General features: G+C 71.8%; 24 protein-coding genes. 15 read left to right on the top strand and 9 right to left on the bottom strand.

Features of this window, described 5'->3' with window-relative positions:
- Positions 1-13 precede the first annotated feature (13 nt).
- Positions 14-577 carry a hypothetical protein gene (locus tag G4G93_RS12425; RefSeq protein ID WP_165084635.1) on the top strand — a complete coding sequence of 188 codons (564 nt, stop codon included), beginning with the start codon at positions 14-16 and terminating at the stop codon, positions 575-577.
- On the opposite strand, the gene G4G93_RS12420 is transcribed toward G4G93_RS12425, so the two are convergent.
- Positions 558-1,277 (bottom strand): NAD-dependent deacylase, encoded by a 720-nt coding sequence (locus tag G4G93_RS12420; RefSeq protein ID WP_165084633.1) that lies wholly within the window; start codon positions 1,275-1,277, stop codon positions 558-560. The genes G4G93_RS12425 and G4G93_RS12420 overlap by 20 nt on opposite strands.
- Positions 1,278-1,614: 337 nt before the next feature.
- Here G4G93_RS12420 and G4G93_RS12415 point away from each other — a divergent pair, with 337 nt between their 5' ends.
- Both G4G93_RS12415 and G4G93_RS12410 read left to right on the top strand, forming a co-directional pair.
- Positions 1,615-2,439, top strand: a complete 825-nt coding sequence (locus G4G93_RS12415; RefSeq protein ID WP_165084631.1) for a hypothetical protein — start codon at positions 1,615-1,617, stop codon at positions 2,437-2,439.
- Positions 2,430-3,125: an HAD hydrolase-like protein gene (locus G4G93_RS12410; protein WP_312891921.1), complete on the top strand. Its 696-nt coding sequence runs from the start codon at positions 2,430-2,432 to the stop codon at positions 3,123-3,125. The genes G4G93_RS12415 and G4G93_RS12410 overlap by 10 nt, the downstream gene beginning before the upstream one ends.
- A 312-nt stretch (positions 3,126-3,437) precedes the next feature.
- Here G4G93_RS12410 and G4G93_RS12405 read toward each other — a convergent pair whose 3' ends face one another.
- Positions 3,438-4,478, bottom strand: coding sequence for a sensor histidine kinase (locus G4G93_RS12405; RefSeq protein ID WP_165084629.1), 1,041 nt, complete (start codon positions 4,476-4,478; stop codon positions 3,438-3,440).
- A complete protein-coding gene (locus tag G4G93_RS12400) occupies positions 4,465-5,991 on the bottom strand; it encodes an ATPase domain-containing protein (protein ID WP_165084627.1) in 1,527 nt (508 codons plus the stop codon). Before G4G93_RS12400 ends, G4G93_RS12405 begins: the two co-directional genes overlap by 14 nt.
- Positions 5,992-6,376: 385 nt before the next feature.
- Between G4G93_RS12400 and G4G93_RS12395 the strand changes: the two genes are divergently transcribed.
- Positions 6,377-6,577, top strand: a complete 201-nt coding sequence (locus G4G93_RS12395; protein ID WP_165084625.1) for a hypothetical protein — start codon at positions 6,377-6,379, stop codon at positions 6,575-6,577.
- A 50-nt stretch (positions 6,578-6,627) separates the two neighbouring features.
- On the opposite strand, the gene G4G93_RS12390 is transcribed toward G4G93_RS12395, so the two are convergent.
- Positions 6,628-7,107 carry a DMT family transporter gene (locus G4G93_RS12390; RefSeq protein WP_165084623.1) on the bottom strand — a complete coding sequence of 160 codons (480 nt, stop codon included), beginning with the start codon at positions 7,105-7,107 and terminating at the stop codon, positions 6,628-6,630.
- Between the two features lie 210 nt (positions 7,108-7,317).
- Positions 7,318-9,321 carry a glycosyltransferase family 61 protein gene (locus G4G93_RS12385; protein ID WP_165084621.1) on the bottom strand — a complete coding sequence of 668 codons (2,004 nt, stop codon included), beginning with the start codon at positions 9,319-9,321 and terminating at the stop codon, positions 7,318-7,320.
- A 111-nt stretch (positions 9,322-9,432) separates the two neighbouring features.
- On the opposite strand from G4G93_RS12385, the gene kdsA reads away from it, so the two are divergent.
- The 3 genes from kdsA to G4G93_RS12370 all read left to right on the top strand — a co-directional run bounded on the left by kdsA (position 9,433) and on the right by G4G93_RS12370 (position 12,052).
- Positions 9,433-10,317 carry a 3-deoxy-8-phosphooctulonate synthase gene (gene kdsA, locus G4G93_RS12380; RefSeq protein WP_165084619.1) on the top strand — a complete coding sequence of 295 codons (885 nt, stop codon included), beginning with the start codon at positions 9,433-9,435 and terminating at the stop codon, positions 10,315-10,317.
- Positions 10,307-11,506, top strand: coding sequence for an MFS transporter (locus G4G93_RS12375; protein WP_246736717.1), 1,200 nt, complete (start codon positions 10,307-10,309; stop codon positions 11,504-11,506). Before kdsA ends, G4G93_RS12375 begins: the two co-directional genes overlap by 11 nt.
- A 216-nt stretch (positions 11,507-11,722) precedes the next feature.
- Complete coding sequence (locus tag G4G93_RS12370; RefSeq protein WP_165084617.1) at positions 11,723-12,052, top strand: hypothetical protein; 330 nt, start codon at positions 11,723-11,725, stop codon at positions 12,050-12,052.
- A gap of 80 nt (positions 12,053-12,132) precedes the next feature.
- Here the strand turns inward: G4G93_RS12370 and queF are convergent, their stop codons facing one another.
- Positions 12,133-12,585, bottom strand: coding sequence for a preQ(1) synthase (queF, locus tag G4G93_RS12365; protein WP_165084824.1), 453 nt, complete (start codon positions 12,583-12,585; stop codon positions 12,133-12,135).
- A gap of 215 nt (positions 12,586-12,800) precedes the next feature.
- On the opposite strand from queF, the gene eno reads away from it, so the two are divergent.
- The gene (gene eno / locus G4G93_RS12360; protein ID WP_165084615.1) at positions 12,801-14,081 is read left to right on the top strand and encodes a phosphopyruvate hydratase; all 1,281 of its coding nucleotides are present in this window, start codon (positions 12,801-12,803) and stop codon (positions 14,079-14,081) included.
- A 50-nt stretch (positions 14,082-14,131) separates the two neighbouring features.
- Here eno and G4G93_RS12355 read toward each other — a convergent pair whose 3' ends face one another.
- Positions 14,132-15,049 (bottom strand): DMT family transporter, encoded by a 918-nt coding sequence (locus tag G4G93_RS12355; protein ID WP_165084613.1) that lies wholly within the window; start codon positions 15,047-15,049, stop codon positions 14,132-14,134.
- 185 nt (positions 15,050-15,234) lie between these two features.
- On the opposite strand from G4G93_RS12355, the gene G4G93_RS12350 reads away from it, so the two are divergent.
- Positions 15,235-16,101 (top strand): AraC family transcriptional regulator, encoded by an 867-nt coding sequence (locus G4G93_RS12350; RefSeq protein ID WP_165084611.1) that lies wholly within the window; start codon positions 15,235-15,237, stop codon positions 16,099-16,101.
- Between the two features lie 25 nt (positions 16,102-16,126).
- On the opposite strand, the gene G4G93_RS12345 is transcribed toward G4G93_RS12350, so the two are convergent.
- Both G4G93_RS12345 and G4G93_RS12340 read right to left on the bottom strand, forming a co-directional pair.
- Positions 16,127-16,426: an addiction module antidote protein gene (locus G4G93_RS12345; protein ID WP_165084609.1), complete on the bottom strand. Its 300-nt coding sequence runs from the start codon at positions 16,424-16,426 to the stop codon at positions 16,127-16,129.
- A 2-nt stretch (positions 16,427-16,428) separates the two neighbouring features.
- Entirely contained in the window at positions 16,429-16,719 is a 291-nt protein-coding gene (locus G4G93_RS12340) for a type II toxin-antitoxin system RelE/ParE family toxin (RefSeq protein ID WP_165084606.1), read from the bottom strand.
- Between the two features lie 103 nt (positions 16,720-16,822).
- Here G4G93_RS12340 and G4G93_RS12335 point away from each other — a divergent pair, with 103 nt between their 5' ends.
- The 6 genes from G4G93_RS12335 to G4G93_RS12310 all read left to right on the top strand — a co-directional run bounded on the left by G4G93_RS12335 (position 16,823) and on the right by G4G93_RS12310 (position 22,191).
- Positions 16,823-17,134 (top strand): septum formation initiator family protein, encoded by a 312-nt coding sequence (locus G4G93_RS12335; protein WP_165084604.1) that lies wholly within the window; start codon positions 16,823-16,825, stop codon positions 17,132-17,134.
- A 109-nt stretch (positions 17,135-17,243) separates the two neighbouring features.
- Entirely contained in the window at positions 17,244-18,287 is a 1,044-nt protein-coding gene (pdhA, locus tag G4G93_RS12330) for a pyruvate dehydrogenase (acetyl-transferring) E1 component subunit alpha (protein ID WP_165084602.1), read from the top strand.
- 110 nt (positions 18,288-18,397) lie between these two features.
- Complete coding sequence (locus G4G93_RS12325; protein ID WP_165084600.1) at positions 18,398-19,849, top strand: pyruvate dehydrogenase complex E1 component subunit beta; 1,452 nt, start codon at positions 18,398-18,400, stop codon at positions 19,847-19,849.
- Between the two features lie 5 nt (positions 19,850-19,854).
- Positions 19,855-20,139, top strand: coding sequence for a DUF5076 domain-containing protein (locus tag G4G93_RS12320; RefSeq protein ID WP_165084598.1), 285 nt, complete (start codon positions 19,855-19,857; stop codon positions 20,137-20,139).
- An 8-nt stretch (positions 20,140-20,147) separates the two neighbouring features.
- Positions 20,148-20,741, top strand: coding sequence for a Uma2 family endonuclease (locus G4G93_RS12315; RefSeq protein WP_165084596.1), 594 nt, complete (start codon positions 20,148-20,150; stop codon positions 20,739-20,741).
- A 4-nt stretch (positions 20,742-20,745) separates the two neighbouring features.
- Positions 20,746-22,191, top strand: coding sequence for a pyruvate dehydrogenase complex dihydrolipoamide acetyltransferase (locus G4G93_RS12310; RefSeq protein WP_165084594.1), 1,446 nt, complete (start codon positions 20,746-20,748; stop codon positions 22,189-22,191).

The following is a 22,191-nucleotide window of genomic DNA, read 5'->3' as shown; positions in this document are numbered from 1 at the left end:
AGGAGCGTCCCCGATGCCGTTCCGGATGCGACCCCGCCGCGCCGCCCCGTGGGCCGGGGCCCTCGCCGGCCTCGTCGCCCTGCCCTGCGCCGGCGCGCCCGTCCAGGCGCCTCCTGTTCGGGTCTCTCCCGCCCAGTCCCTGCCTGCCCAGTCCCCGCCTGCGGCCGAGCCGGCTCCCATCCCTGCCCCCGCCCCGCCGGAGGCGCCGCAAGCGGCGGCCCCGAACGGGTTCCCGGCGGTCCCGGCGACGCCCTATTTCCGGGTCGTGCCGATGAACGAGGCCCGCACCATCGGGTTCTTCACCAGCCTGTTTCCCGATTGCTCGGCGCAGGGGCCGGTGGTGGCCCGCCTCGTCGAGGCGCCGAAGCACGGCAGCGTGCGCTTTGCCGCCGAGCCGTCCTTCCCGCGCTACGCCCCCGGCTCGCCCCTCGCCGCCTGCAATGCCCGCAAGGTCGAGGGCCTGAAGATGACCTTCGAGGCCGCCGAGGGTTACGAGGGGCTCGACGCCTACCGCATCCTGATCATCTACCCGGACGGCGCCGCCACCCATCTCGACGTCAAGGTCTCGATCCGCTGACCTCCCGCAGAAGGGAATCCACGAAGTCCGGCACCGCCCGGGTCGCCGGGCCGTAGCTCGCCGTCTCGAACAGGCCGGCGGTATCGGAGGGGGCGAGGTTGATCTCGTGGGTCGGGATCCCGGCGGCGCGGGCCCGCGCCACGAAGCCCGCCGCCGGGTAGACCGCCCCGGACGTGCCGATGGCGACGAACAGCGCGGCCTCGTCGAGCGCCGCGTCGATCGCCTCGAGGTGGAGCGGCATCTCGCCGAACCAGACGACGTCCGGGCGCATCCCGCCCCGTCGCCCGCAGGCCGGGCAGGCGGTGTCGCGGCTCAAGTCCCCGGCCCATCCGCGAGACGCGCCGCAGGCCTTGCAGCGCACCCGCATCAGCTCGCCGTGCATGTGGGTGACCGCCTTCGAGCCGGCGCGCTCGTGCAGGTCGTCGACGTTCTGGGTGCAGAGGAACAGCCGGTCGCCGCGGGCGGCGAGGCCCGCTTCGAGCCGGGCCAGCGCCGCGTGGGCGGCATTGGGCTGCGCCTCCCGCACTCCCTGCCGGCGCAGGTTGTAGAAGGCGTGGACCTCCTCGGGCTCGCGGGCGAAGGCCTCGGGCGTGGCGAGGCGCATCGGGTCGAAGCGCCGCCACAGCCCGCCCGGATCCCGGAAGGTGCCGAGCCCGCTCTCGGCCGAGATCCCGGCCCCGGTCAGCACGAAGACGGTCATGCGCAGCTCCCTCTCTCCATCATGCCGGCGCCCATTCGGACTGGGCCGGCGCCTCCGGCCGCGTCCGTTCGAAGGCGCTGCGGGGTCATGCGGCGAAAGACCCGCCCGCCCCGCGGCATGCCGGTACGGGCGGATGATTCGTGCGCGCTTGTGTCAAACCTCGCCCGCCGCAGAACAATGCGGGCGCCAGACCACACGGATGCCGTGACTGTGACCTCCGTTGAGACTTTATCAATTCTTGGCATGGACAATTCCTGTCACCCATCCTAAGTGAGGATCGTGCCCGCGCGCATGGCCGCGGGCGACTGATTCCGAACAGATCGCTTCAGGACATTCTATGACGCGCCACCGCGCGAGACCGTCTTTCACGGTCGAGATCAAGCGCAGCCGCACTTCCCCCCTGATCGACAGCGAGCGGCCCCAGAGCGAGCGCCCCGTCGGCAAGCCCCCCGTCGGCAAGCCCGCGGTGAGCCTCGCCGCGCCGGCCGAGCCCGAGCCCAAGCCCAAGCCGGCCTCCCCCGGCCGCAATCTCTGGGCCGGGACGGGCCTCTTCGAGGAGGCCGCCGCCGCCACCCAGTCCGGCCGGTTCGACCCGCCGGAGCTGTCGGTCTTCTCCAGGAATTCTGCCGGGAAGAATTCTGACGGCAAGCCTCCGGCCGGCAAGGTCCCGGCCGACAAGGCCGCCGAGAAGTCTCCCCTCGACAAGACCGCCGAGCAGGTCTTCGCAGCCCCGGCCCAGCGGGCCGATGCCGCTCCCGCCAAGCGCGTCCTGCCGAGCCTGATCGCCCCGCCGGAGCCCGAGCCCGAGCCGGAGGCCGCCCCGGAGCCCGAGCCGAAGCTGCCCCGGGTGCGCCGCTACCGCGCCGCGGAACCGGCGCCGCGCCGCGCCGCCGGTCCGCGCCCGGCCTTCGTGTGGCCCGAGGACTGGCCCGACGAGGCGCCGATCCAGACCCCCGCGCCGGTCGCCGTGCCGGTCGCTCCCCGGATCGAGTCGAAGATCCAGGTTCCCACCAGTCAAGCCCCGAAGATGCAGGCGCCGGACGCCGCACCGCAGGGTTCCGATGCCGGCGAGATCCGCCTGCGGACCAAGCGCCGCGCCGGCGACGAGGATCTGCGCATCGGTCAGCGCTGGAAGCGCCGGCTGCCCCGCGTGTGCTGGTAGCCGACCGGGGCGGCGTACCGGCGAACCGGGAGGGCGTACCGGCCTACCGGCTCGTCGTCCTCGATTTCGACGGCACCCTGGCCGACACCTTCCCGTGGTTCACCCGGGTGCTGCCCGGGATCGCCGACCGCTACGGCTTCCGCTGCCCCTCCGCCGACGAGGTCGACGTTCTGCGGGCACTGGATGCCCGCGGGGTGATGCGGCGCCTCGGGGTGCCGGGCTGGAAGCTGCCGCTGATCGCCCGCCACATGCACGGCCTCGCCGCCCGCGATGCCGGTGAACTCGCGCCCTTCCCGGGTATTCCCGCTCTCCTCGCCCGCTTGGCGGCCGGCGGCGTCGCGCTCGCCCTCGTCAGCTCGAACAGCGAGGACGTGGTGCGCCGGGTGCTCGGGCCGCGGAGCGCCGGGCTGATCGACGTCTACGCCTGCGGCACCGCCCTGTTCGGCAAGGCCCGGCGGTTCCGGGCGGTGGCGCGGGCGAGCGGCCTGCCCTCTTCGGCGGTGCTCTGCCTGGGCGACGAACTGCGCGACCACGCCGCCGCGACCCGGGCCGGCCTCGCCTTCGGGGCGGTCACCTGGGGCTATACCGGGGCGGCGGCGCTCGCGGCCGCGAATCCCGCCCACCTGTTCGCGACGCCCGAGGCGGTGGCGACGGCGCTCCTGCCGAGGACGGCGCGGGCGGCGTAAGCGCGGGCGAGCCGTAGACCCCGGCGGCGTCTCACGAGCCTTCCTTTTTCCCGGCCGGGAGCAGCGTCAGCGGAAGGTGGTCCGGGAAAGGGAGAGGCTTACGACAAGCGCTCGGCTCCCGAAGCAGGATCGAGTCATGCGAAATCCGACTGATTGCTCGGCGGTTGCTGCGCAATCGCGTTCGCAATGCGGATTTCGGCTTCGCTCGGACGCCGCGCGGCTGGTGATCCCGTTTCCGGGCGGCATCGTCCGGAAATGGAATCATGCAGACGGTGCGAGACGAGCTTCGGACGGAACGGTCCGGATGCCGCATCAATAATGCGGCACCGTCCTGTGCTCGACCAGCGGCGCCTCCATGCGGAAATGCAGGCCCGTCGGCTTGAAGTCGAAGCGGATGTCGGCACCGCACTGCATGGTCAGTACCCGCTGCAGCAGGGTCGAACCGAAGCCCTTGCGGGTCGGCTCCGCGGTGCGCGGGCCGCCGCGCTCGGTCCAGTCGAGGCGCAGGCGGCGGCCGGTCTCGCCGTGGTCGACGGCCCAGGCCACGGTGATCCGCCCCTCGGGCACCGACAGGGCGCCGTGCTTGGCGGCATTGGTGGTCAGTTCGTGGATCGCCATGCCGGTCGGCACCGCGAGGTCGGCGGTGAGCTCGACCAGGGGGCCTTTCAGCGCGATGCGCTTGCCGGCCTCGTCGTTGTAGGGGCCGAGCTCGTTCTCCAGCATCTCCTGGAGCGAGGCCATCTGCCAGTAATCCTCCGTCAGGAGGTTGTGGGTCTTGGCGAGCGAGATCACCCGGGCCGAGAAGCCCTGGTAGAACTCGTCGACGCTGGTGGCGCCCCGTGCCGAGGCGCCGAGCAGCGCCTGCACGGTGGCCAGCGTGTTCTTGACCCGGTGGTGCAGCTCGCGGATCAGCAGGGCCTGGCGCTCGGCGGTCTGCTGGCGCTCGTGCAGGAAGGCCGCGGCCTCGCGCTGGCGCCGCCGCGCCCGCACGGCGAAGCGGGTCGCGGTGACCAGGGTGGCAGGGTGGAACGGCCGCTCGAGCAGGGTGACGTTGCCGAGGGAATCCATCAGCCGCGCATCCGGCGGGGTGCCCCGCAGGGTGAGCAGCACGAAGGGATAGTCCGACCACGGCTCCTGCCCGGCCAGGTAGGCGGCGAGCCCGTGCCGGTCGGCGGCGCGCAGGGCCTCCTCGGTCAGGACCGCGCAGCTGCCCTCGTCGAGCCGGGCGACCAGGGCCGGCATGTCGGCGCAGATCTCCGCCCGCAGGCCGGCCTCGTCGAGGATCGAGCCGGCCACCGCCGCGTCGCGCCCGGCGGGGGCGAGGATCAGGACCGGCGGATCACTCTCTCTCATGGCTGCCCAGATCCGGCCCATCCTGCTCGGCCAGCACGCGGCCGTGATAGCTCGGCACGCCCGTCAGGACGCCCCGGAACCCGGCCAGCGGCTCGCCGACACGCAAACCGCCGCTGTCGATGCCAAGTTCCCGGATGGTGTCCTCGTGCGGCCCCACCCTTTTCTTGACCACCGACACCGCCCGGCGCAAGTGGCCGCCCGCCTCGAAGAACCGAAACAGCACCACGGTGTCGCTGAGGTAGGTCAGATCGACCGTCGCGGACATCTGGCCGACGAGCCCGTGCTGGGCCAGCACCAGCAGCGTCGTCACGCCCTGCTGGTTCAGGTAGGTCAGGATCTCGTGCATCTGCAGCAGCAGGTACTGCTCGCCCGGCATCGCGCTCTGGTAGCCGGTGAGCGAGTCGATCAGCACCAGGCGCACGTTCTCGCGCTCGACGGCGTCGCGCACCATGGCGGCGAGCTCGCCCGGCGAGACCTCCGCCGGGTCGATCTGCTCGACCAGCAGGCGGCCGTCGGCGACGGCGTCCGCGATGTCCATGCCGAGGCCGGCGGCCCGGCGCCGCAGGATCCCGGTCGGCTCGTCGAAGCTCAGGATCAGCCCGCGCTCGCCGCGCCGGAGCGCCGCGACCACGTAGGCGAGCGCGGTGGAGGACTTGCCGACGCCCGAGGGGCCGAGCAGCATCGTGCTGGTGCCGCGGTCGAGCCCGCCGCCGAGCAGCGCGTCGAGGCCGGCATTGCCGCAGCCGAGGCGGTCGGGCTCGTAGGGGCGGCCGTGCTCGGCGGCGACGAGGCGCGGGAACACCACGAGGCCGCCGCGGCGGATGACGAAGTCGTGGTAGCCGCCCCGGAAATGCGTGCCGCGCATCTTGACCACCCGCAGCCGCCGGCGCTCGCCGCCGTAGAGCGGGGCCAGCTGCTCGAGCTGGATCACCGCGTGGCAGAGGCTGTGCAGGTTGAGGTCGTCCTGCTCGGCGGTGAGGTCGTCGAGGAGGAGCGCCGTCGTGTCGTGGATCAGCAGGTAGCTGCGGAGCGCCAGCACCTGGCGGCGGTAGCGCAGCGAGCCTTGCGACAGCAGCCGGATCTCCGACAGGCTGTCGAACACCACCCGCTGCGGCTTGACCCGGTCGATCTCCGCGATGGCGAGGCGCACGGTCTCGCCGAGCTCGAGGTCGGAGGAATGGACGAGGCTCTGCTGCTGGCGCGGATCGAGGCTGAGCTCGGGCGGCACCAGCTCGAAGATCTCGATGCCGTCCAGAGACCAGCCGTGGCGGGCGGCCACCGAGGCGAGCTCGCGCCGGCTCTCCGACAGGGTGATGTAGAGGCAGCGCTCGCCCAGCCGCGCCCCGTCGAGGAGGAATTGTAGCGCCAGGGTGGTCTTGCCCGAGCCCGGCCGGCCCTCGACCAGATGGGCGCGGTTGGCGGCGTAGCCCCCCTCCAGGATGCTGTCGAGGCCCGGCACGCCGGTCGGGATCGGGGCCGCGTCGTCGGGGGCGGCAAGTCTGGGATCGGGCATGAACGGGAGGCAGGCTTCTCGGAGGGGCAGGGCCGGGTCTGTCGCGTCCGGCGCAGGTCGTTCGGCTTGTGGCAAAGAAATGCGGCGAGAACAAAGGGCTTGTGAGCCCGCACCGTCGGTCCGGCGCGCATGGCAGGCCACCTTGGCGTTAAAAATCGCCTCCGCCCCCTTGACGCCGCGGGGGTTCGCACGCATGTCGCCCTGGTCCGTGGGCTGCCGACGAATCGGCGGCGCGCGACATCACCGGACATCCACGATCCCCATGCCCAGCGACAGTAGTCGACGGACCGCGCCGCCTCGGTACCGCCTCGCGTGACCCGCGCCTGATCGCTGATCGGGCTCGCCCGCGACCGGCGCCGATGCGGCCGGTCGAACGAGGTGAGCCATGACCCTGATGACGATGCACGCCCGCTCCGGCGGCGCGACCCGCGACCGCAGCGTCGTGGTCGTTCTCCTTCTCATGCTGGCCCTGGTCTTCGGACCCGCCATCGGCCTCCACGTGGCCGTCAACCTGCTCGGCCCCGGGCCTGCGCCTGACGGCCTCGCCGCCACCGCCACCGAGGCCCCGAGGGGCGCCAGGGGCTGACCGGGCAGCCGGTTGATCGGGGCCGGCGTCACGCCGCCCCGGCTTCAATGTCAGGCCGCCCCCCGCCCCCGCAGGATCAGGACCGCGCCGGCGACCAGCAGCGCGGCCCCGAGCCAGGTCTCCAGCCCCAAGCTCCCGAGACCCGGACTTCCGGGACCCGAACTTCCACGGCGGCCGGTCAGGCCAGCCGCGTCGCCGGCGATGCCCGCCGCCAGCTGCCCCGCCACCACCAGCGCCACCGTGACGGTCGCCCCGTGCTGGCGGTAGCCGTAGAGGCTGGCCGCCACGACCAGCGTACCGAGCAGCCCCGGCACCAGGAACCACGGCTCCGCCCGCTCCATCAGGCGCAACGGGAAGGCCGGCCCGCTGCGCCAGACCTCGACGAGGCCGAGCAGCGACAGCCCGACCAGCGAGTTGCACAGCAGCGCCCCGGTCAGCCCGGTCCCCCGCGCCACGATCGCCCCCATCAGCGCGTTCTGCACCACCAGGGCCGCCCCGGCGACGAGGCAGAGGAGAGCCGCGCCGGTCATCGGGCGGATCCGGGGGATGGGCGGTCAGGGCGAGGTGGCATGGCGCGGCTCCTGTCGTGCCGCGATCATCTCATATTATGGACGACCGTCAAATATCTTGGTCGATCCAAATCGCCTGCCGATCCAAGCTGTCATGCAGGAGCGCGGCGATGCGTGTCACCCGGGGCATCCGCCCCGCCGGGCCTTGCGCCGTGGACGTCGCCGGCCCTCTCACCGGACACCCGTCCCGAACATCCCCTTGCGGCGCAGCCGGGGCGGCAGCGGCGGGATCGACGGCGCCGTGTGCCAGGTCGCGCGCTGGTCGAGCTCGTCCCATCCGTCCGACACCTCGGGATGCTCCAGGCGCAGCACCAGCTCCTCGGCGAGGCGCAGCGGGTCCTCGAAATAGGTGAGGCGCCGGGTCTCGGTCTGGACGGAGCGCAGCCCCTGCGGATGGTAGTACCGCGACCGGTGACCCTTGACGGCGTCGATCAGCAGGTAGGTCGCATTGACGTGCGGGCTCGGGCTGAGGACGATCATCGACCGGCCCGGCGGCGCGAACAGGGCGGTGTGGAGCGCCGAGCCCTGGCTCGCGATGATCGTCCGGCGCTGCGCCAGCAGCCGGATCTGCTCGTCGAAGGTGAGGGTTTCCGGATAGACGATGTCGATGCCCGCCCGGCTCAGCGCCTCGGCCATCGCGTCCTCGTTCTCGACCCGCTGGACGTAGTCGGAGAGCCGCGCCTTCGACAGGTAGACCGGCCGGGACTCCGCATCGACGGGGACGCCCGCGAGCGAGGCGCGGCCGATCGCATCCCCGAGCGCGGCCATGACCGGATGGACGAAGGCCATTTCCCGGAGCGCCGGCGCGACCACCGTGAGGCGCCGGATCCGGACCGGACGGTCGAAGACCGCGAGGTCCGCGAGCCTCAGGCCGAGGCGGTCCAGGATCTCGACCACGAAGGGACGCTCGGCCAGGAGGTCGTGCCCGCCGAAATAGCCGTGGCACAGCAGCCGCGGCCGGGCGCCGGCCTCGAGCATCGGCCAGAACCGGGCGAGCGTGTTGACGATGAAATGCCCGTAATGCGGGTTGAGCTGGCCGAGATAGAGGTAATGCTCCTCGGGGGCGTCCTCGATCGGGCCGGCGGCGTCCGGCGGCCACTCGGTCACCTGGTTGTGGAGCTGCCGCTCCGGCCCGAGATAATCCACGCTCTCCTCGACGATCCGGCGCTCGGCATCGAACACGCCCCAGCGTCCGGCATGGACGAAGGGCAGGTAGAGGGCGTTCTCGACCACGCGCAGGCGCGGAGGCTCCGGCATGACCCGCGCCTCGCCCCAGAGGTCGAAGGTCCGCTTCAGCGATCGCCGCATGCCCGTCCCCTGTCGCCGTGCCGCCCCGCGACCGTCTCCCGTCGCATCGTCGTCGGCCGGGTCGCCGCCCGTCGGCCCCGTCCGGCGCGCGACGACCGTGTAGCAGTCGCGCGCGGCGCCGAGGTGGAGCTGACGGTGGCGGTGCACGGCGGAGTCCGAGAAGCCGAGGATCGCCAGGATCTCCTGCACGGTCTCGGGCGGGAGCCGCCACCACGAGCCCCAGCCCTCCGGCCGGCGGGCCCGCGGCACGAAGAAGGCGGGCCGACGGGACGGCCGGACGAGGTCCCGTAGCCAGGAGCCTCGCGAGGCGGCGACGTCGGTGACGATCATCGTCTCGCGGGCGAACCGCGCCACGGCGTGGAGGCCCCGGAACGGGTCCCGCAGGCGCGGGAGCGCGTGGTTCAGCACCGCGATCTCGGCGGGGCCGACGAGGTCCGGGACGGCGTAGGGCGTCCCGCGCGCCAGCCGGACCCGCGATCCGAGGGCGCGGTGGCTGAACCAGTAGGCTCGGCGGATCGTCTCCAGATGCCGGTCGAGCGTCCGGCGCGCGCCGGCCTCGTCGGCCTGCGGGAACGGCACGATGTCCCAGGACAGGCCGGGCTCGTCGAGGCAGACCACCTCCGCCCCCCGTTGCTCCATCGCGAAGCCGAGAAAGCCGCTGTCGCTTCCGGCATGGAGGACGCGCTTGCCGCGCACGTCGACGAAGCCCAGGCAATCCTCGACGCCGCGCCGCATGTCCCACTGGCCGGGCATCGTCCCGTAGGCGGGAAGGTCGATCGCGTGGGTGAAGAAGCAGCCGTCCAGGCTGTCGATCTGCCGGGGCGCGCAGAAGACATCGCTCGGACGGAGAAGGGAGCCGTACGCCATCGCTGTCCCTTGCCGCGCCGCAAGCGGGGCGACAAGGGGGAGCGGCGAGGGGCGGGGTGAGCCTTCCCGCACCTTCCCGCGCCCGCCGAAACCCGCTACGGCTCCAGGGCCATGTCGACACGATCCTCCTCGCCCGTCACCGTCGCCGCCGGCTCCGTCCGCTTCGGCAACCACCTGCCGCTGAGCCTGATCGCCGGCCCCTGCGCCCTGGAGAGCCGCGCCCACGCCCTCGAGGTCGCGAGCGCCCTCAAGGAGATGACGGCGGCCTTGGGGCTCGGACTCGTCTTCAAGTCGTCGTTCGACAAGGCCAACCGCACCTCGGCCGGTTCGAGCCGCGGCCTCGGGCTCGAGCAGGCGCTGCCGATCTTCGCCGAGATCCGCGAGTCCCTGGGGCTCCCGGTCGTCACCGACGTGCACGAGGCCGGCCATTGCGCGGCCGCGGCGCAAGCCGTCGACATCCTGCAGATCCCGGCCTTCCTGTGCCGTCAGACCGACCTGCTGCTGGCGGCGGCGGCCACCGGCCGGGTCGTCAACGTCAAGAAGGGGCAGTTCCTCGCCCCCTGGGACATGGCCCACGTGGCGGCCAAGATCACCGGGGCCGGCAACCCCAACGTGCTCCTGACCGAGCGCGGCGCCTCCTTCGGCTACAACACGCTGGTGTCGGACATGCGCGCCCTGCCGATCATGGCGCAGGTGAGCGGCGGCCTGCCGGTGGTGTTCGACGCCACCCACTCGGTGCAGCAGCCCGGCGGCCAGGGCGCCACCTCCGGCGGCCAGCGCGAATTCGTGCCGGTGCTCGCCCGGGCCGCGGTGGCGGTCGGGGTCGCGGGCGTGTTCATCGAGACCCATCCGGATCCCGACCGGGCGCCCTCCGACGGGCCCAACATGGTCCCGCTGCGGCAGATGCCGGCCCTGCTCGCCGAGCTCCAGGCCTTCGACCGGCTGGCCAAGGATTCCCTGGCGAAAGCCGGATTCGCGGACGGGCATGGCGGCTGACGGGGCGGCGGCGATGCGGGCCGCGAGCGAGTCGCCCTCCCGCCTGATCGCGGTCCTGGCCGCCGGGGGCTTCGCCAGCACCTTCGCGGGCCGGGTGGTCGAGCCGCTGGTCGGCGTGCTCGCCCGAGACCTCGCGAGCCCGCCCGCCACCGTGGCGCTCCTCTCCACCGCCTTCGCCCTGCCCTACGCGCTGATCCAGCCGGTGCTCGGGCCGGTGGGCGACGCGCTCGGCAAGGAACGGGTGGTGGTGGCCTGCCTCGCCGTGCTGACCCTGGCGCTGGCGGCTTGCACGGCGGCGAGCGACATCGGCACCCTGTTCGGCCTGCGGATGCTCGCCGGGGCGGCGGCCGGCGGGGTGATCCCGCTCTCGCTCGCCATGATGGGCGACCGCATCCCGATGGCGCAGCGCCAGGTCGCGATCGGCCGCTTCCTCGTCGCGGTGATCCTCGGCCAGCTCTCGGGTTCCACCGTCGCCGGGCTGATCGAGGGCGCGATCGGCTGGCGCGGCGTGTTCGGCCTCGCCGCTGGGGTCGGGGCGATGGGCCTGTGCGGCGTCGCCCTCGGCTTCGCCCGGCGCCTGCGCGCCGCCGGCGGCCGCTTCGCCCTCGCGCCCGCGCTGTCGCGCTACCGCGCCATCCTGCGCAATCCCCGCGCCCGGGTGCTGTTCTGCGCCGTCTTCGTCGAGGCGATCGCGGTGTTCGGCATCTTCCCGCACCTCGCCCACCTGATCGAGGCGCGGGGCGAGGGCGGGCCTCGGGAGGCCGGCCTCGTGCTCGCGGGCTTCGCCGCCGGGGGCCTCGCCTACTCGCTCACCGTCGGGCTGCTGCTGCGCTTCCTCGGCCAGACCCGGATGCTGATGGCCGGCGGCGCGGTCTCGGCCGGCGCCCTCCTGGTCGTCGGCCTCGCCGGCTCCTGGCAGGCCGATTGCGCGGCCCTCGTGGCGCTCGGCCTCGGCTTCTACATGCTGCACAACACCTTCCAGGTGCAGGTGACCGAGGTGGCGCCGGAGGCCCGGGCCTCGGCGGTGGCGTTGCACGCCTTCTCGTTCTTCTGCGGCCAGGCCCTCGGGGTCGCGGTGCTGGGCTTCGGCCTCGAAGCCCTCGGCCAGCTGCCGGCCCTGGCCGTCTGTGCCGCCGCGATCCTGGTCCTCGGCCTCGCCACCGCCCGGCGTCTCGCACGAAGCGGCTGACGATCTCGGCCGACGATCCCGCCCTGGCGTAAGTTCAGCCTGAGTTCAGGCGCGCCGCGGCAGGATCAGCCTCAGTCATGCCCCCCGTTGCGGCAGCCGGATCCCCGGCCCGCCGCAACGCAGGCGGGCGGGCTCGGGCGGAACGATTGCGGGAACCCTTCCCGGCCGAGGTCGTTGTCCGGGTCATATGGCTTGAACGAAAGCAGGAGATCAACGATGCGCAAGCTGGCGATCATTCCGGCCCTCGCCGTCGCCCTCGGCGCCGTGTCCACCGTCGCGCCCTCGCCGGCACAGGCTCAAGGCTGGCGCGGCCACGGCTACGGCCACCACCACGGTTACGGCTACGGTCGCGGCTATGCCGGCCGGCCCTACGCCTACGGCGCCCGCCGCCGCGGCATCTCGCCGGGCGCCGCGGTCGGCCTCGGCATCGCGGGTGCCGCCGTGGGCGCGATCGGCGCCGCCGCCGCCGCCGATGCGGCCCGCCGCAACGGCTACGGCTATTACGGCGCCCCGGCCCCGGCCTACGGGTATGGCTACGGCTACTGAGGCCCGGCGCCACCGTGAGTGGCGCGAACCTGAGTTGAACGAGGGCGGCCGGGGCGACCCGGCCGCCCTTCTCTTTGGCGTCAGCCGCGCGCCCGGTACGGCGGCACGCCCTGGTCGGGCAGCCAGACCGAGGCCGGCGGGGTGCCGGTCTGCCAGAACACGTCGATCGGGATGCCGCCGCGGGGGTACCAGTAGCCGCCGATGCGGAGATACCGCGGCTCCAGAAGCGCGGTCAGGCGGCGGCCGATGCCGACGGTGCAATCCTCGTGGAAGGCGCCGTGATCGCGGAAGCTGTGCAGGTAGAGCTTCAGCGACTTCGACTCGACCAGCCATTGATCCGGCACGTAGTCGATCACCAGGATGGCGAAGTCGGGCTGGCCGGTCACCGGGCAGAGCGAGGTGAATTCCGGCGCGGTGAAGCGGGCGCAGTAATCGGTGTCCGGGTGCGGGTTCGGCACGCGGTCGAGCTGGGCCTCGTCGGGCGAGCGCGGCTGGGCGATGGGCTGCCCGAGCTGCCGGGCATGGTGCGTCATGTCTTGGGTCATGACGCCTCCATAAACCCGCCCGGGCCCGCGCGAAACCGCTCGACCCGCGCATGGATCGGCCCGGGCGCGCCTCCCTGGGGGTATCCCTTCCGCATCCCCCCTGGGCAGCGTGCGGCCGTCACCCCCATGGACGGCTTGCCGCAGGCGGCATCTTGGCCGATAAGCCGCGCGAACGCTGTAAAGCCTGCCCGAGAGATCCTCTCATGACCGCGATCACCAACATCGCCGCCCGCCAGATCCTCGACAGCCGGGGCAACCCCACCGTCGAGGTCGACGTCCTCCTCGAGGACGGCTCCTTCGGCCGTGCCGCCGTCCCCTCCGGCGCCTCGACCGGCGCGCACGAGGCGGTGGAGCTGCGCGACGGCGACAAGTCCCGCTACGGCGGCAAGGGCGTGCTGAAGGCCGTCGAGGCCGTCAACGGCGAGATCCTGGACGCCATCGGCGGCATGGACGCCGAGGAGCAGGCCGCCATCGACGAGGCGATGATCGAGCTCGACGGCACGCCGAACAAGGCCCGTCTCGGCGCCAACGCGATCCTGGGCGTCTCGCTCGCCGTCGCCAAGGCCGCCGCCGAGGCCTCCGGCCTGCCGCTCTACCGCTATGTCGGCGGCACCCAGGCCCGGATCCTGCCGGTGCCGATGATGAACATCATCAACGGCGGCGCGCATGCCGACAACCCGATCGACTTCCAGGAATTCATGATCATGCCGGTGGGCGCCGAGTCGCTCGCCGAGGCGGTGCGCTGGGGCGCCGAGGTGTTCCACACCCTCAAGAGCGCCCTGAAGAAGGCCGGCCACAACACCAACGTCGGCGACGAGGGCGGCTTCGCCCCCAACCTCCCCTCGGCCGAGGCCGCGCTCGACTTCGTGATGGACTCGATCCGCGCCGCCGGCTTCGAGCCGGGCCGCGACATCGTGCTGGCGCTCGACTGCGCCGCCACCGAGTTCTTCAAGAACGGCTCGTATGTCTACGAGGGCGAGGGCCAGACCCGCGACCCGGAGGCCCAGGCCGCCTATCTCGCCAAGCTGGTCGATGCCTACCCGATCCTGTCGATCGAGGACGGCATGTCGGAGGACGACTGGGCCGGCTGGAAGGCGCTCACCGACAAGGTCGGCGACCGCTGCCAGCTCGTCGGCGACGACCTGTTCGTGACCAACGTCACCCGCCTGTCGGAGGGGATTTCCAAGGGCACGGCGAACTCGATCCTGGTGAAGGTCAACCAGATCGGCTCGCTCACCGAGACCCTGGCCGCCGTCGACATGGCCCACCGCGCCGGCTACACCGCCGTGATGTCGCACCGCTCCGGCGAGACCGAGGACGCGACCATCGCCGACCTCGCCGTCGCGACCAATTGCGGGCAGATCAAGACCGGCTCGCTCGCCCGCTCGGACAGACTGGCTAAGTACAACCAGCTCATCCGCATCGAGGAAGGCCTGGGCAGCCAGGCCCGCTACCTCGGCCGCGGCGCGCTGAAGATCGGCTGATCCTCCTGACGGGGAGGGGCGTCGGACGCCCCTCCCCGTCTTCGAAACCATCACGCCTTGCAGGCCGCCTCCGGGCGGCCTTTTCGTTGGGCGCGCAGGGCCTGCAAGGGCGCGAACACCACGACGTTGCCGGCGAGCACCAGGGCGAAGCCGAGGCCTGCGAGCGGCGTCACCCGGTAGCCTTCCGCGAAGACCGAGATCGTCAGCGCCACGACCGGGAACAGCACGGTCATGTAGGCGGCCTTCTCGGGGCCGATCCGGTGCACCACCGTCAGGTAGGCAGTAAAGCCGATGACCGAGCCGGGGATGGCGAGGTAGAGGAGCGCCCCGACGTAAGCCGGCGACGGGTCGAAGCCGAACGGCACGCCGCGCAGGGCCGCGACCGTCGCCACGAGCGCGGCGCCATAGAGCATTCCGTAGGCGTTCACCGTGGCCACGGGGAGCCCGTGGCGCTGGTTGCGGGCCGAGACGAGGTTGCCGGCCGAGAAGAACCAGGTGCCGAGCAGCGCCAGGCCGAGGCCGATCGCGGTGTCCCGGTCGAGGGCGGTGCCGACGAGCGTGTCCCGGAACAGGCAGGCGATGCCGGCAAGCCCGATCGCCGCCCCGGCGAGCACCCGCGGCGCCGGGCGGCGGCGGTGAAACAGGTAGGCGTTGGCGACATTGAAGACGGTGGCGGCCGAGAACACCACCGAGACGATGCCGCTCGGGACCGAGCGCGTCGCCAGGTAGAAGCAGGCGAAGTTGCACGAGAACAGGCAGAGCGCCTGCAAGAGCACGAAGGGCTGGTGGCGCCACGGGATGGCTTTCAGCCGCCCGGTGAGGGCCAGCGCACAGAACAGCACCGCGCCGGCCAGCGCGAAGCGGTAGGCGATCGACGCCTCGAAGGCGACGGAGCCGAGCTGGTGCTTGATGGCGATCCAGGTCGTGCCCCAGATGAGCACGGTCAGGGCGTAGAGGAAGGCGGTCACGGCGTGTCGGGTCCCGTTGGGCTGGGCCACCGGCTTAGACCGGGCCGGCGCCCGCGGGATTCCCGGTTCCGGCGGCGGCGTTGCCGATTCTTGGGGTTTTCGCCCTCATCACGGCCGTGGAGCCAGTTGCCGGACATCCCGGGCGGCCCCTACGGTCTCACGGCGACATCCTTCTGGCCCACACCGTGACCGAGCCGAACCCCGACGTCCACGACGCCCTCTCCCGCACCGGCGCGGCGCTCCTGCGCAAGGCCGAGATCGGGCGCGGGCTGTCGCTGGCCGAGTGGCACAACCGCGACAACCGCGCCCGCTACGACCGCCCGGACCACCACACCCTGAGCCTCTATCTCGAAGGCGGCGAAGGCGTGGTGCGGGAGGACGGTGCCGTGTCGGGCGGAGGACCGGACAAGCTCTGCCTGCTGCCGGCCGGCCACGAGAGCCGCTGGCTGATCGGCGGGCCGTTGCGCATGGTCCACCTCTATGTCGCGCCCGAGACCCTGGCCTACCAGGCCGTGAGTGCGCTGGACGTCGATCCCCGCGCGATCGCCTTGCGCGAGCTGACCTTCGCCGAGGATCCCGCCACCGCGATGCTGATGCGCGGCGCCGTCCTGCCCCTCGACTGGGGGGCGGGGGCCGACCGGATGGCGCTCGGGAGCGCCTGCCACCTCCTGCTCCACGCCCTGCTGCGGCGTCATGCCGGCCCGGGTGGTGCCCGGGCGGTGAAGGGCGGCCTCGCGCCCGCGATCCGCCGCCGCATCGCGGAGCTGATCGAGGCGCGGCTCGCCGAGGCCCTGACCCTTGAGGTGCTGGCCGACGAGGCGGGCCTCAGCACCTTCCACTTCGCCAAGATGTTCAAGGCGAGCTTCGGCCTGGCGCCGCACCGCTACGTGACCGAGCGGCGGATCGCCCGGGCCAAGACCCTGCTGGCCGAGGGACGCACGAGCCTCGCCGAGATTGCGCTCACCTGCGGCTTCGCCTCGCAGAGCCACTTCACCCGCCGCTTCGCCCAGGCGACCGGGGTCACGCCGGCGGCGTGGCGGGGTGCTGCCTGAGTTCGTGCGGACGGTGCCGGGTATTTTACGCCGCCGGCTTGTCGGCGCGCTTCACGCTGAGCTGGAGGCCCGGCGCCTGCAGGACCGCCCGCACGGTCTCGAAGCTCGGATTGCCGGTCTGCGAGAGGGCCTTGTACAGGCTCTCGCGGCTCAGGCCCGCCTCGCGGGCGATCTGGCTCATTCCACGGGCGCGGGCGACGATCCCGATGGCGTCGCGGATCAGCGCGGGGTCGCCGTCCTCCAGCACCGCCTCGATGTACAGGGCGACGTCCTCGTCGGTTCTCAGATGCTCCGCCGTGTCGTGCGGAAAGGTCTCCAGCGGCATCGTCATACCTCCTTGACGAGGGACTTGGCGGTCCGGATGTCTCGTTCCTGGCTGCTCTTGCTCCCGCCACAGGGCAGGATGACCAACGTCGTCCCACGCTGGACGAAGTAGACCCGGTATCCAGGGCCGTCGTCGATCCGCATCTCCGAGACGCTCTCGCCCACGGGCTTCACAACCCCCGGATTGCCCAGGCGCATCCGGTTGCTTCGTGCCTCGATCCTTGCCGCTGCGCGCCGATCATGCAGGCCGTCGATCCAGGTCGCGTAGGTGGCGGTTCGGCGGATCTCGACCATGCTCCTACAGGATACGAATTCGTCAGGATCCGCTCTGCGCATCGAGGCAGGTCGTTGTTCCCCTTTACGCCTTCCTTAACCCTCCCGCCCCATCCTCTCCCGCATGGTAGTCCGTCGTCGCGCCCGTGCCGTCCTGTTGCCGCTCGGCCTCTACGCCGTGTCGATCCTCGTGGTCGGCTACTTCCTGCACGAGGCCGAGAGCGGAAGCCGCGGCCTCGAGGCCAAGCGGGCCCTGAAGATCCAGGCCTACGGCCTGCAGCAGGAGCTCGACGCCACCAAGGCCGACCGGGCCGAGTGGGAGCGTCGCGTGGCCCTGCTGCGCAGCGACCAGATCGACCGCGACCTCCTGGAGGAGCGGGCCCGGGTCGTGCTCGGCCGCGTCCACCCGAACGACGTCGTCATCATCAACCCCTGAGAACCGCGAACAGCCCGAAAGCCAGCGGCTTTCCGTCCCGAACCGCTCGATTTGCGCGCGCACCTGCCCTAGAAACGCTCCCATAAGGGTAGGAGCCGGGAGGGTGCCGATGGATGCCGCGAAAGAGGCCCGCCGCGGGAGCGACAAGACCCGCGAGAAGGCGGCCCCGCCGCCCTCGGCCTCGAACGTGCCGGCCTTCAGCCGGGACGAGGACCTTCACGCCTATCGCGAGATGCTGCTGATCCGCCGCTTCGAGGAGAAGGCCGGCCAGCTCTACGGCATGGGCCTGATCGGCGGCTTCTGCCATCTCTATATCGGCCAGGAGGCCGTGGTGATCGGGGTCCAGATGGCCTCGAAGGACGGCGACCAGGTCATCACCGGCTACCGCGACCACGGCCACATGCTGGCCTGCGGCATGGAGCCGAAGGGCGTGATGGCCGAGCTGACCGGCCGCCGGGGGGGCTATTCCCGCGGCAAGGGCGGCTCGATGCACATGTTCTCCCGCGAGAAGAACTTCTATGGCGGCCACGGCATCGTCGGCGCGCAAGTGTCGCTCGGCACCGGCATCGGCTTCGCCAACAAGTATCGCGGCGACGGCGCGGTCAGCCTCACCTACATGGGCGACGGCGCGGCCAACCAGGGCCAGGTCTACGAGAGCTTCAACATGGCGCAGCTGTGGAAGCTGCCCGTGGTCTACGTGATCGAGAACAACCGCTACGCCATGGGCACCTCGGTCTCGCGGGCCTCGGCCCAGACCGACTTCTCGAAGCGCGGCGTCTCCTTCGGCATCCCGGGCGAGCAGGTCGACGGCATGGACGTGCGCGCCGTGCGCGAGGCGGCGACCCGCGCCATCGCGCATGCCCGCGACGGCGAGGGCCCCTACATCCTCGAGATGCAGACCTACCGCTACCGCGGCCACTCGATGTCCGACCCGGCCAAGTACCGGACCAAGGACGAGGTCGCCCGGATGCGCGAGGAATCCGACCCGATCGAGCAGGTCCGCAAGCGCCTGCTCGGGCCCCACAAGGTGGCGGAGGACGAGATCAAGGCGGTCGACGCCAAGGTGCGAGAGATCGTGAACGAATCGGCGGACTTCGCCACCAGCGATCCCGAGCCGGATCCGTCCGAGCTCTGGACCGACATCCTGCTCTAGCGCCCCCTGCTCTGACGCCCCCGGCCGTCCGCGCCGCTCGCGGACGGCCTCGCCCCTTTCGGCCGGCGCCCGACCCGGCGCGCCCCACTCCCGGATCGACAGAGTACCCCATGGCGACCGACATCCTGATGCCCGCCCTCTCGCCCACGATGGAGCAGGGCAAGCTCGCGAAGTGGCTCAAGAAGGAGGGCGATCCGGTCAAGGCCGGCGACATCCTGGCGGAGATCGAGACCGACAAGGCGACCATGGAGGTCGAGGCGGTCGACGAGGGCGTACTCGCCAAGATCCTGGTCGCCGACGGTACCGACAACGTCGCGGTCAACACGCCGATCGCGGTGCTCGCCGAGGAGGGCGAGGATCCGAAGGGCGTGCAGGCCGGGGGCGCGAAGCCGAACGGCAAGGAGACCGGCGAGGCCCAGAAGGCCCCCGCCCCCGACATGCAGGCGGAGGGGCATACCGAGCGCCCTGCCCCGGCGGCCAAGACCGACGGCGACAAGCCGGTGGCGGCGCCCGCCTCGCCCGCGGTGATCACCAGTCGCAGCGACGACCGGGCGATGGCGGAGATCCCGGAGGGCACCGAGATGGTGACCCAGACCGTCCGCGAGGCCCTGCGCGACGCGATGGCCGAGGAGATGCGCCGGGACGGCAACGTCTTCGTGATGGGCGAGGAGGTCGCCGAGTACCAGGGCGCCTACAAGATCACGCAAGGGCTCTTGCAGGAATTCGGCGCGAAGCGCGTCGTCGACACCCCGATCACCGAGCATGGATTTGCCGGCGTCGGCGTCGGCGCGGCGTTCACGGGCCTGCGGCCGATCGTCGAGTTCATGACCTTCAACTTCGCCATGCAGGCGATCGACCAGATCATCAACTCGGCGGCCAAGACGCTCTACATGTCCGGCGGCCAGCTCGGCTGCCCGATCGTGTTCCGCGGCCCCAACGGCGCGGCGGCCCGGGTCGGCGCCCAGCACAGCCACGACTACGCCGCCTGGTACTCCAACGTGCCGGGCCTCAAGGTCGTGATGCCCTACACCGCCTCGGACGCGAAGGGCCTCTTGAAGAGCGCGATCCGCGACCCGAACCCGGTCGTCTTCCTCGAGAACGAGATCCTGTACGGCCAGTCCTTCCCGGTGCCGAAGCTCGACGACTTCACGGTGCCGATCGGCAAGGCCAAGGTCCATCGGGAAGGCAGGGACGTGACGATCGTCTCGTTCGGCATCGGCATGACCTACGCGCTCAAGGCCGCCCACGAACTCGCCGAGGCCGGGATCGAGGCCGAGGTGATCGACCTGCGCACCATCCGGCCGATGGATTCGGAGACGGTGGTCGCCTCGGTGAAGAAGACCGGCCGCTGTATCACCGTCGAGGAGGGTTTCCCGCAATCCGGCATCGGCGCCGAGATCGCCGCGCGCCTGATGGTCGATGCCTTCGACTATCTCGACGCCCCGGTCCTGCGCATCACCGGCAAGGACGTGCCGATGCCCTACGCGGCGAACCTGGAGAAGCTCGCCCTGCCGAACGTCGCCGAGGTGATCGAGGCGGCGAAGGCGGTCTGCTACCGGTGAGCCCCATGACCGACGACGAGCCCCGCTTCGAGGCCCTCGACGTTCCGCCCGACGCCCAGGAGCAGGGCGGCATCGAGGTGCTGCGCGCCGCCGTGGTCGACGGCGCGGTGAGCATCGCGCTGCGCCGCTCCTTCGACGACCCGGCGACCTGGGGGCGCTTGTTCATCGACCTCGCCCGCCAGGCTGCCGTGGTCTATGCCCGAGAGACCGAGATGTCCGAGGAAGAAGCCTTCGCGCGCATCCGCGCCGGGATGGAGGCCGAGAGCCTCGATCCCGAGAGCTTCAACTGAGGCTCCCCATGGCCGAGGCCGTGCCGCGTTGGGCCACCTATGCCGACCTCGAAGCGGTGCCGGACCACCTCGTGGCCGAGATCATCAATGGGGTGCTGGAGACGCATCCGCGTCCCCGGCCGCGGCACGGTGCGGCCGCTGTCGAGCTTGCCTCGGAACTCACCCCGCCGTTCCGGCGCGGTCGCGGCGGCCCAGGTGGCTGGATCTTCGTCATCGAGCCCGAACTGCATCTCGGGCCGCACGTGGTCGTGCCCGATCTCGCCGGCTGGCGCCGCGAGCGGCTGCCGGCCGAGCCGGAGACCGCCTACATCGAGACCCCGCCGGACTGGGTCTGCGAGATCCTGTCCCCCTCCACCGCCCGGCTCGATCGCGGGCCGAAGCGGCGGATCTACGCCGAGGCCGGCGTGAGTCATCTCTGGCTGCTGGACCCTACGGACGGCGTGCTCGAAGGCTTCGCCCTCACCGGCGGACGATGGCTGCTGCTCGTCACCGTGGAGCGCGGCGAGGCTGTCGCCCTGCCGCCCTTCGATGCCGTCTCCTTCCCCCTCGACGACCTGTTCCCCTTCGACGATCCGGCCGCCCCTCCTCCCGCCGAGACCTGAATCCATGCCGATCAACGTCCTGATGCCCGCCCTCTCGCCGACCATGGAGAAGGGCAACCTCGCCAAGTGGCTCAAGAAGGAGGGCGATACCGTCAAGTCGGGCGACGTGCTCGCCGAGATCGAGACCGACAAGGCCACCATGGAGGTCGAGGCGGTCGACGAGGGCGTGCTCGCCAAGATCGTGGTGCCGGAGGGCACCGCCGACGTGCCGGTGAACGACCTGATCGCCCTCATCGCCGAGGAGGGCGAGGATCCCAAGAGCGTCCAGGCCGGCGGCAACGGACAGGACAAGACGGCGAAGGCCGAGACGCCCCCGGCCGGCATGGCGGAGGGTGAAAAGCCCCGGGCGCCCGCCGGCAACGAGACGCCCGGCGGCGGCACGATGTCGTACGAGCGGGTCGACACCGCGCCGGAAGGCGCGCGACCGGCGGGCGGCACGGCGGCCGGACGGCAGGAGGGCGGGCGCCTGTTCGCCTCGCCGCTCGCCCGCCGCATCGCCAAGCAGGAGGGCCTCGACCTCGCCGCGGTACAGGGTTCGGGCCCGCACGGCCGGATCATCGAGCGCGACGTGCGCGCCGCCCTCGAAGGCGGGGCGGCCAGGCCCGCCCAGCCCGCCGCCAAGGAGGCCCCCGCCGCGAAGCCCGACCAGCCGCAAGCCCCCCAGCCGCCAGCCCCGAAGCCCGCCGCGGCCGCCGCTCCGCCCTCCGGCCTCACCGCCAAGCAGGTGATGGGGATGTTCGAGCCGGGCTCCTACGAGGAGGTCCCCCTCGACGGCATGCGCAAGACCATCGCCAAGCGGCTGGTCGAGTCGAAGCAGACCGTCCCGCACTTCTACCTCTCCCTCGACGTCGAGCTCGACGCGCTCTTGAGCTTGCGCGAGCAGGTCAATGCGGGAGCGACGAAGGACAAGGACGGCAAGCCGGCCTTCAAGCTCTCGGTCAACGACTTCGTCATCAAGGCTTTGGCGCTGGCGCTCCAGCGGGTGCCGGCGGCGAATTCCGTCTGGGCCGAGGACCGGATCCTGCGGTTCCGCCACTCCGATGTCGGCGTCGCGGTGGCGATCGACGGCGGGCTGTTCACCCCGGTGATCCGCAAGGCCGAGCAAAAAACCCTCTCGACCATCTCGGCCGAGATGAAGGACCTCGCCGCCCGCGCCCGGACGAAGAAGCTCAAGCCCGACGAGTACCAGGGCGGCACCACCGCGGTGTCGAATCTCGGCATGTTCGGCATCAAGTCGTTCGGCGCGGTCATCAACCCGCCCCACGGCACCATCCTGGCGGTCGGCGCCGGGGAGGCCCGGGTGGTGGCGAAGAACGGCGCCCCTGCGGTGGTCCAGGCCATGACCGTCACCCTCTCCTGCGACCACCGGGTGGTCGACGGGGCGCTCGGCGCCGAATTGCTCGCGGCCTTCAAGGGGTTGATCGAGAGCCCGATGGGCATGCTGGTCTGA

The sequence above is a fragment of the Methylobacterium sp. DB0501 genome (genome assembly GCF_011043735.1).
Lineage (GTDB): Bacteria > Pseudomonadota > Alphaproteobacteria > Rhizobiales > Beijerinckiaceae > Methylobacterium > Methylobacterium alsaeris.
This window is presented reverse-complemented; position numbering and strand designations above follow the sequence as displayed.